The organism is Clostridium sp. (assembly GCF_051278035.1).
Taxonomy (GTDB): Bacteria; Bacillota; Clostridia; order Clostridiales; family Clostridiaceae; genus Clostridium_AD.
In genome coordinates this window covers 1-9,158 of record NZ_JBNMNU010000168.1, presented here as the reverse complement: position 1 = coordinate 9,158, position 9,158 = coordinate 1, and the positions used below count along the sequence as shown (strand labels likewise).

Sequence of the window (9,158 nt, the reverse complement as noted above, 5' to 3'; positions counted from 1 at the left end):
AGTGCAACGGTTGAACTTGCAGCACAAGCGCTAGGTGTTGAGGGAGCAAGAATTGCTAAAACTATCTGTTTTAAAGATGGAGACGGTGCCATGTTAATAGTTACGGCAGGAGATGCAAAGACAGACAACAGGAAATTTAAGGATCAATTTGGTTTTAAAGCCAAGATGATGACACCAGATGAAACACTTGAGTTCACAGGACATGCAGTAGGCGGAGTATGCCCGTTTGGCCTAGATAATGCTGTGCCTGTATTTTTGGATGAATCTCTTAAGAGATTTGAAACTGTTTATCCTGCCTGTGGAAGCAGCAATTCAGCGATTAAACTAACATGCGAGGAGCTTGATAAGTATTCACATAATAAAAAGTGGGTAGATGTCGGTAAAGGATGGGAATTAGAGTAGTAGAATAGAAATTTAATTTCAAAAAACAATTATTGAATTAGCGATGTAAACAATTACAAAATGAAGTGTCAACGCCGTAATTCATTCATTGTTTTAATTTATGTATTTTCATTCCAGATAGATTTTAGTACCAAGAAGCTAACTATAGTCATAGAGTGGTAGCTTCTTGGTACTTTTTTTTATATATTTGCAAGTAAACCTAATACATATAAAATTCACATTAACGTAAATCTTGCAAAATTCAGAATATTTAAAAAATATAATCGAGTAAATTGAGTTTTATGATGCAAACACAGATCAAAGAGTTTATTATTTTTATATATGGGTTAAACGCCTAATATAGCTAAACATATAGAATTAATTCAATTTCTAGCTTGTTTCTATATTTTAATAATTACACTTGTATACATTGATAATAATTTGACAAAGTTTTTAAAAGTGGTATTATTAGTATAATATAGTGAATAAGGAGGAGTAATTATGAATAAAATATTGCAAAAATTTAGGGTGGAAAGCGATTCTTGTGGCTCTAAAAATGTACCTATAGAAGCATATTACGGAGTTCAATCACTAAGAGCAGCAGAAAACTTTAATATTACAGGTAAAAAGATGCATAAGGAATTAATAGTTAGCCTTGCTCAAGTAAAAAAAGCAACTGCTATTGCAAATAATGAAGCCGGACTTATGAATAACAAGATTAGGGATGCTATAGTACAAGCATCTGATGAAATAATAGATGGTAAATTACATGATCAATTTATAATTGATTCAATACAAGGGGGAGCAGGTACATCAGGAAATATGAATGCAAATGAAGTAATTGCTAATAGAGCAAATGAAATATTGGGTGGTAAACTAGGTGATTATGACAAAGTTCATCCTAATGATCATGTGAACATGGGACAATCTACAAATGATGTATTCCCAACAGCGGGCAAGATGGCAGCTCTAAAGCTTATGCCAAGAACATTAGCGGAACTAAAAAAGCTGAGCGATGTACTTCTTGAAAAGTCAGAGGAATTTGATGATGTTATTAAAATGGGAAGAACACAAATGCAAGATGCTGTACCTATTAGATTAGGTCAAGAATTCAATGCATATAGATCAGTAATAAAAAGAAATATCGCTAGGCTAGAAAAAGCCACTGAGGGGCTAAAATGTGTAAATATGGGCGCTTCTGCCATAGGGACAGGAATAAATGTGGATACAGTGTATTTTAAAAATGTCGTACCAGCAATTAATAAAATTGTAAATTTAGATTTACATCAAGCAGAAGACTTGGTAGATGGGACACAAAATGTAGATGTTTTTGTTGATGTTTCAGCAGCGCTTAAAGTCTGTGCTGTAAGCCTATCCAAGATATCAAATGACTTAAGATTAATGTCTTCAGGTCCTAGAACAGGTTTTGGAGAAATAAACCTTCCAGCAAAGCAAAATGGCTCTTCAATAATGCCGGGAAAGATAAATCCTGTAATTCCAGAAGTTATGAGTCAAGTGTCTTTCAATATTATAGGTAATGATGTTACAATTACTATGGCAGCAGAAGCTGGACAATTAGAATTGAATGCTTTTGAACCGGTTATATTCTATAAGTTGTATGAGTCTATAGAAACTTTAGCAAATGGAGTTAATACTCTTAGAGAAAATTGTATTGAGGGTATTACTGCTAATAGGAATAGGTGTAAAGGTTTAGTGGATAATAGTGTTGGTATAATAACAGCAATAGTACCTCATGTAGGCTATAAGGTAGCTGCTAAAATTGCAGATAAAGCTATTGCAACGGGTGAATCAGTAATTGAACTTGTGCTTGATGAAGGCATACTAACAAAATCACAACTTAATGAAATACTAGATACAAAAGCAATGACTGAACCAGGAATAGCAGCAAAACATTTAATGGCTATATAGATTATCATATTAATTAAATGTAAACAATAGCATTGAATTGTGTATTCCTAGATTTACTAATATATAGTTATATACGCCAATAAAAAGCATTTCATTAAAATAAAATTTAATGAAATGCTTTTTTGTTTACAGTTAAAAACTTGTTAAGAGTAATAAAAGTACGGCTATTGCAATAGAATTTAAAGGAGTGTAAACCTATATATGTATTGTAAGGGGGTAAATATTTTGAAAGTTATAGTAATTGGTGGTGGATGGGCTGGTTGTAGCGCAGCAATCACGGCTAAAAAAGCTGGTGCAGAGGTAGCGTTATATGAAAAAACAGATATGCTTTTAGGTCTTGGTAATGTAGGTGGAATAATGAGAAATAATGGAAGGCATACTGCGGCAGAAGAGATGATAGCTCTAGGTACGGGAGAATTAATAAATTTGACAGATCAAAACAGCAAACATAAAAACATAGAGTTTCCAGGACATAAAAATGCTTGGCTTTGTGATACAAACAAGATTGAACCAGCAGTGGTAAAATATTTGAAAGATATGGACATAGAAGTAAACATGATAGCAAGAGTAGTTGACATTAAAATAGAAGACAACAAAATAAAAGGAATATACCTATCCGATAAGAAATATGTGGAGGCAGATGTATTTATAGAAACTACAGGTTCAACAGGGCCAATGAATAACTGCACTAAATATGGGAATGGATGTGTAATGTGTGTTTTGAGATGTCCAACTTTTGGTGGAAGGGTAAGTATAAGTAGTAAGGCCGGCATTGAAGACTTAAAAGGTGAAAGAGAAGATGGAGGATATGGTGCTTTCAGTGGTTCTTGTAAATTAGCTAGAGGTTCTTTATCGACAGACATTATAAAGACACTAGAGGAAGCAGGCGTGGTCGTTATACAAGTTCCAAAGGAGGATATAAATTTAGATAAACTTAAACTAAAGGTATGTCAGCAGTACGCACTAAAAGAGTTTGCTGAAAATATAATTCTAATAGATACTGGGGATGTAAAACTTATGACTCCATACTACCCATTAGAAAAATTAAGAAAAATAAAAGGATTAGAAAATGCAAGATATGTAGATCCATATTCAGGGGGAATGGGAAACTCTATAAGATATGTATCTATAGCCCCAAGGACAGATGATATGAAGGTTGTAGGTGTTGATAATCTGTTCTGCGCAGGTGAAAAGGCAGGTTTATTTATAGGGCATGCAGAGGCTATGATAACAGGAGCTTTAGCTGGTCAAAATGCAATAAGAAACTATCTAGAATTGCCTCTTTTGATATTGCCAAGAACACTAGCTGTTGGAGATATGATAGCCTATGCAAATGAAAAAATAAAAACTAAAGAAGGAAGGATAAATAGATATACATTTTCGGGAGCAGAGTATTTTAAAAGAATGCAGGAGTTAGGACTTTATATCTTAGATATAGACAGAATAAAGGAAAAAGTAGAAGGGTTAAATTTGACTAATATATTTAATGAAAAATTTATATAGAGTAAAGATCAAGCTAAGATATATAAGTTAACTTATATATCTTAGCTTGATTAAAGCCCCATTATTTTTTTGAATGTTAATCTATATGATTTTTTAACTGTAAATGCTGCTATGAAGCTAGTTATTATCATTGCAAATATTTCACAAATAAAAACAGTATTAGTTTCATCAATCCTAATTAAATTTAGGTAATATAAATAAAATAGAATCATACAAATGAAGAGAATAGGAGAAAAACCTACTATAATTGCAAAAAGTATTTCATAAAATTTACTTCGAGGTCAAAGCATGTATTTATTGATATTAATCCAGTAAAAATTACGAATAAGAGAAACAACCATTTAAAATTACTTTCATCCATAAACCAAGAAGCTTTTATTATCTTAATAAATCTTTTCATAACTATTAGACCCCCCAATATTAAAGGTTAATAGATTTTCGACATTAGATTTAGTACCTTTTATATCCTTAAAATATTTATTAGCTTTTTCTCTTAGGATCAAACCCTCAAAAGCAATTTCACCTTTCCTAATTCCAATAAATTGACTTTCAAGCCCCTTTAGTTCTTCGATACCTCCAGTTAATATGATATATTTTTCTTCAAGCTTATCAACTGACAGGCTTTCTATTATTTTACCTCCATGAATTAAAGTGATATAATCAGCTATTTTATCCAGATCCGAGGTAATATGCGTTGAAAAAACACTGATTTTTCTCCATCAGATACAAATTCACGAAATATGTCTAAAAGCTCAATTCTCGAAGCAGGATCAAGTCCTGCGGTGGGTTCATCAAGAATTAATAAACTAGGATTATGAGCTAAGGAAAGAGCAAACATTTCTAAGGAAGAAGCTAATTTAAAGTAGATTTTGACTTTTTTCTACATTTAACCCATATTATAAGTAATAATATTAATACAACTGTACAAATACCTGATAATATAAAACAAAATCTAGCTCCATATTTCTCTGCTATATATCCTGAAAATAGGCTTCCGATTGGAGTGAATCCAGCAAACACTAGTGAATATACACTCATTACTCGTCCTCTGTATTCATCTTCAGAATTTAGTTGTAACGTTGAATTAGCTGTTGTTGAAAAAAACAAATTAAATATTCCAGTTAGTGCTAAACTTAATGCAGTTAAATAATATAAATTACTCATTCCTGTGAATATAAGCATTATTCCAATGCAAATTGAGCTACCTATCATAAGAGTTCGTTTTGGAGCACCTTTACTTTTAAAGGTGACGAGAAGTGCGCCAACAAGGGAGCCTGCTCCAAGTGCAGATAATAAAACACCATAAGTTTTTGCACCCATATGTAGTACATTTTTAGTGAATACAGGGATTAAAACAGCGTAGTTAAAAACAAAAACTCCCATAATACTAACTAAGATTAAGGTTTCGAGTAAAATAGGCTTGTTTTTTATATACTTAAGGCCATCCACTATTTCTTTCAATATGCCTTTTTCAGAGGTTTTCATTCTAACATAAGTAACTGCTTCAATATGAAACAGTCCATAGATTACAGCCATAAAGCTAAAACCATTTAATAAAAAACACCAACCTGCTCCTAGGTACCCCATAAGAACAGCTCCAATAGCAGGTCCAATAATTCTTGCTAAATTAAAAGTGGCAGAATTTAAAGCAATGGCATTCATCAAATCTTCTTTTCCGACTATTTCCATATTAAAAGCTTGCCTAGTTGGCATATCTAAAGTATTGCAAAATCCAAGACATAAAGCTAAGATTATTATGTATTCATATTTCAATTTATCTGTAAATACTAACGCAGACAATGTAAAAGCTAACAGCATGGCGACAGTCTGAGTGAATATCAGTATTTTTTTCTTTGGAAACTTATCCGTTAGAACTCCGGCAAACAATGAAAAAAAAGTTACTGGTAAAAACTGCATAGTTCCAACGAGTCCAAGTAAAAATGGAGACCCAGTTAAGGAAAGTACAAGCCAAGATTGGCCTATGTTTTGGGTCCAAGTACCAATTAAGGAAATACACTGACCAAACCAAAAATATCTATAATTCTTATGCGTAAGAGCATGAAAATTAATGTTGACAAATCTCTTAGTAGAAGCCGCTATATTCAATTTTATCATCCCCTAATAAATGCATGTAAAATACTTATCAAATTTAATAATAAGGCATTATTGTTTTCAATGCAACTATAAGTTTAGTGATGAGGTGGACAAGAGACTTGACAAGTGCCACGTAGGTGGTACTTGCAATTTAATTAAAAATAAGTTAAAATTAGGAATATCTTTATCTTATTTCAAATAATTTTAAGAGGTGTTAATACATGGAAATGACTTTATGCATTGTTGCAATAGTTGTAATGATGGTAGTAGTAGGTTATTCAGTTTTAGTAACTACAGGATATAACAATTTCAGAGGGATAAATCTTCAATTAGATGATATGAATAAAAGCACAGATGAGATGGCATTTGAGGTATATGAACAGTTAAAAAATAAAGGCAAAGAATGTGAAATACTCGAAACTGATAAAGAGTATCCTGAATTCTTAATAAACGGAAAGAAATATATAATGATTCATAAAATAGCTTCAATGAGGGGATTTCCCGTACAAGCAATACAACTGAAAATTTGCAAAGAATAAAGGCATTACGCTAAAGGGTGTAACATAGGAGGAATTGTTATGAATAACAAAATTAATATGATGTATTTTAGTGCTACTGGTACAACTAGGAAAATTGTATCTCGTATAGCAAAGAACATTTCAGAGAATATTGGTAGGAACGTTACTATAAATAACATTGATTTCACAATGCCCGAGGTTAGAAAAAAAACAGTGCAATTTACAGTAGAAGATGTTGTTATTATAGGAGTTCCAGTATATGCAGGAAGAGTCCCTAACGTATTATTAAAATATCTAAATTCTATTACGGCGAATGCTGCACTCGCAATCCCTGTAGTTGTTTATGGCAACAGAAATTATGATGATGCACTAATAGAATTAAGCGATATACTTGAAATAAATGGTTTTCAAGTTATTGCTGGTGGCGCATTTATAGGAGAACATTCATTTTCTAAAACACTTGCTAGAAACAGACCTGATGAAAAAGATATGGACATTGCACGTGACTTTGCAAATCAAATATATAAGAAAATTACAACGCAAGGTAAAACTCAAGCTGTAATTATAAAGGGAAATAAGCCTTATAGAAAATATTATATGCCTAAGACTAAAGATGGGATAACTGTTGATATTAGAAAGGTTACGCCCAAAACAAATAGCAATTGTAATAATTGTAAACTATGCGCAAGTATTTGTCCTATGGGTTCCATTGATTTTGAAGATGTATCTAAATTAAATGGAATTTGTATTAAATGTGGGGCTTGTATTAAAAAATGCCCAACTAATGCAAAGTATTATGATGATATAGACTATTTAAGGCATAAACTTGAATTAGAAGATCAGTTCGCCTATCGGAGAGAACCAGAATTATTTATATGAATAGCATAAAACAAACTGAAAGATGATGATCACCTTTCAGTTTGTTTTATGCTATTTGAATTTTCTAATCAAACCTATTTCCGCTCTAACAGGTGATTTAGAATTATTGTTACCCCTTACTGTAACTTTATTTTCATTAATGTTAAGTTCTCTTGCTATTATAGACTTAACTCTGGAGCTACAAAAGCTTCCTTGACAAGGCCCCATTCCTGCTCTAGTACGTCTTTTAATAGCGTCTGTAGATGTGATTGGTATATTTCTATGAATGGCATCTACGATTTCTGACTCCATAACATTCTCGCATCGGCATATTATATTTTTGGTTGGATCACTATCATCAATTTTTCCGTGAAAATCAATGTCTTTCTTAATTATTATGCCTTTTCTATTAGGATTAAAAGTGTTCTTGTCCACAAGCTTTAGTCCTGAAGTTTTAAGTATGCCTGTCACCATTTCAGCTATTGCTGGAGATGATGTAAGTCCTGGGGAATCTATACCAGCAACATTTATGAACCTTTTAACTGTACTTTCCTCAATTATAAAATCACCTTTGTTAGTTGTAGCTCTTATACCTGAAAAAGTGGTTAATGATTTTTTTATATTGAAATCTGGTATTGATTTTCTAGCTGTTTCTATGACATATCTTAGAGTTTCAGCTGTTGTTGACAGATCATCTCTATCACTTACTTCTTCCGCATTAGGTCCTATCATGAAGTTTCCATGATAGGTTGTAGTCACTAATATTCCTTTCCCGACAGCTGTAGGCACTTGAAAAATAACGCTATTCACAAGATGCGATTGATCTTTTCCAAACAGAATATATTGACCTCGTTTTGGCATTATTTTAAAATCATTAATTCCTACCATAGAAGCTACGTTATCACTGTAAAGACCAGCAGAATTTACTATGTATCTAGCTTCAATTTGGCCCTCATTAGTATGTACAATAAATTTTTCTTTTAGCTTTTCTATAGATATAACTTCACTTGAAAGCTTAAGATCTACACCATTTGTAATAGCATTTTCTGTTAATGCGATGGTTAGCTCATAAGGTGAGGTAACTCCAACGCTTTTAGCGTAAAGTGCTACAGTTACTTCGCTATTTAAGTAGGGTTCTAGTTGGTGCAACTTGTCTCCTCTTAGGATTTCTAAATCAGTACATCCGATTTTTAAACCATTTTCATAGAGTACATTAATACTTTTTTCATCTTCTTCATTAAATCCGATTACCAAAGCTCCTGTTTGCCTATATCCAAAGTTTAGTTCTCCTTCAAGCTTTTGAAACATTTTGTTCCCTTTTGCACATAATTGCCCTTTAAGTGTACCGTATTTAGCAGCATATCCTCCATGAACTATGCCACTGTTGGCTTTTGACGCCCCAGTAGTTACATCATCTTCTTTTTCTAAGAGTGCTACTTTTAAATTATATCTTGAAAGTTCTCTTACTATAGAGGCACCTATTACTCCACCACCTATAATAATTACATCATACATATTAATCCACTCCTTTTTATTTTTCCATAACTATTATTACAAACAATGCTATCCCTTACTGCAACATTACCATTCAGCACTACGTATTTAACTCCCACAGGGGCTTTAGTTGGATTAAAGTAATCCTCAAAACCCATAATTTCCCTTAAATCAAATAAAACTATATCCGCAGTTTTGCCTATAGCTATTTCGCCTATATCTTTAAGACCTAAAGTTTTTGCAGGCAAATATGATATCTTGTATATAGCGTTTTCAAGAGAAAGAGCCTTTTTATCTCTAACAAATTTACCTATAAAAAGAGGATAGTTTCCATAAAGCCTTGGATGTGGATTCCCAGCTGGTATGCTATCTGAGCCTACC

Annotated in this window: 9 protein-coding genes; 5 read left to right on the top strand and 4 right to left on the bottom strand. The window is 32.5% G+C overall.

Features of this window, described 5'->3' with window-relative positions; genetic code table 11:
* The 3 genes from ACJAX4_RS19245 to ACJAX4_RS19235 all read left to right on the top strand — a co-directional run.
* Positions 1-402 (top strand): YbaK/EbsC family protein (locus ACJAX4_RS19245; protein ID WP_435791056.1); only part of this gene is annotated, 402 nt, incomplete at its 5' end.
* 480 nt (positions 403-882) lie between these two features.
* Positions 883-2,310, top strand: coding sequence for an aspartate ammonia-lyase (locus tag ACJAX4_RS19240; protein ID WP_435791055.1), 1,428 nt, complete (start codon positions 883-885; stop codon positions 2,308-2,310).
* Between the two features lie 201 nt (positions 2,311-2,511).
* Complete coding sequence (locus tag ACJAX4_RS19235; protein WP_435791054.1) at positions 2,512-3,813, top strand: FAD-dependent oxidoreductase; 1,302 nt, start codon at positions 2,512-2,514, stop codon at positions 3,811-3,813.
* 241 nt (positions 3,814-4,054) lie between these two features.
* Here the strand turns inward: ACJAX4_RS19235 and ACJAX4_RS19230 are convergent, their stop codons facing one another.
* Both ACJAX4_RS19230 and ACJAX4_RS19225 read right to left on the bottom strand, forming a co-directional pair.
* On the bottom strand, positions 4,055-4,213 hold the full coding sequence (locus ACJAX4_RS19230; protein ID WP_435791053.1) for a hypothetical protein: 159 nt from the start codon (positions 4,211-4,213) through the stop codon (positions 4,055-4,057).
* Positions 4,214-4,665: 452 nt separating this feature from the next.
* Positions 4,666-5,919, bottom strand: a complete 1,254-nt coding sequence (locus ACJAX4_RS19225; RefSeq protein ID WP_435791052.1) for an MFS transporter — start codon at positions 5,917-5,919, stop codon at positions 4,666-4,668.
* A gap of 209 nt (positions 5,920-6,128) precedes the next feature.
* Here ACJAX4_RS19225 and ACJAX4_RS19220 point away from each other — a divergent pair, with 209 nt between their 5' ends.
* Together ACJAX4_RS19220 and ACJAX4_RS19215 are read left to right on the top strand one after the other, a co-directional pair.
* Entirely contained in the window at positions 6,129-6,446 is a 318-nt protein-coding gene (locus tag ACJAX4_RS19220) for a hypothetical protein (RefSeq protein ID WP_435791051.1), read from the top strand.
* A gap of 39 nt (positions 6,447-6,485) precedes the next feature.
* Positions 6,486-7,304, top strand: coding sequence for an EFR1 family ferrodoxin (locus ACJAX4_RS19215; RefSeq protein WP_435791050.1), 819 nt, complete (start codon positions 6,486-6,488; stop codon positions 7,302-7,304).
* 51 nt (positions 7,305-7,355) lie between these two features.
* On the opposite strand, the gene ACJAX4_RS19210 is transcribed toward ACJAX4_RS19215, so the two are convergent.
* Together ACJAX4_RS19210 and ACJAX4_RS19205 are read right to left on the bottom strand one after the other, a co-directional pair.
* Positions 7,356-8,798 (bottom strand): NAD(P)/FAD-dependent oxidoreductase, encoded by a 1,443-nt coding sequence (locus ACJAX4_RS19210; RefSeq protein ID WP_435791049.1) that lies wholly within the window; start codon positions 8,796-8,798, stop codon positions 7,356-7,358.
* Positions 8,786-9,158, bottom strand: a 373-nt coding sequence (locus ACJAX4_RS19205; protein WP_435791048.1) for an amidohydrolase family protein, incomplete at its 5' end; no start/stop codon positions are given. The genes ACJAX4_RS19210 and ACJAX4_RS19205, both read right to left, overlap by 13 nt.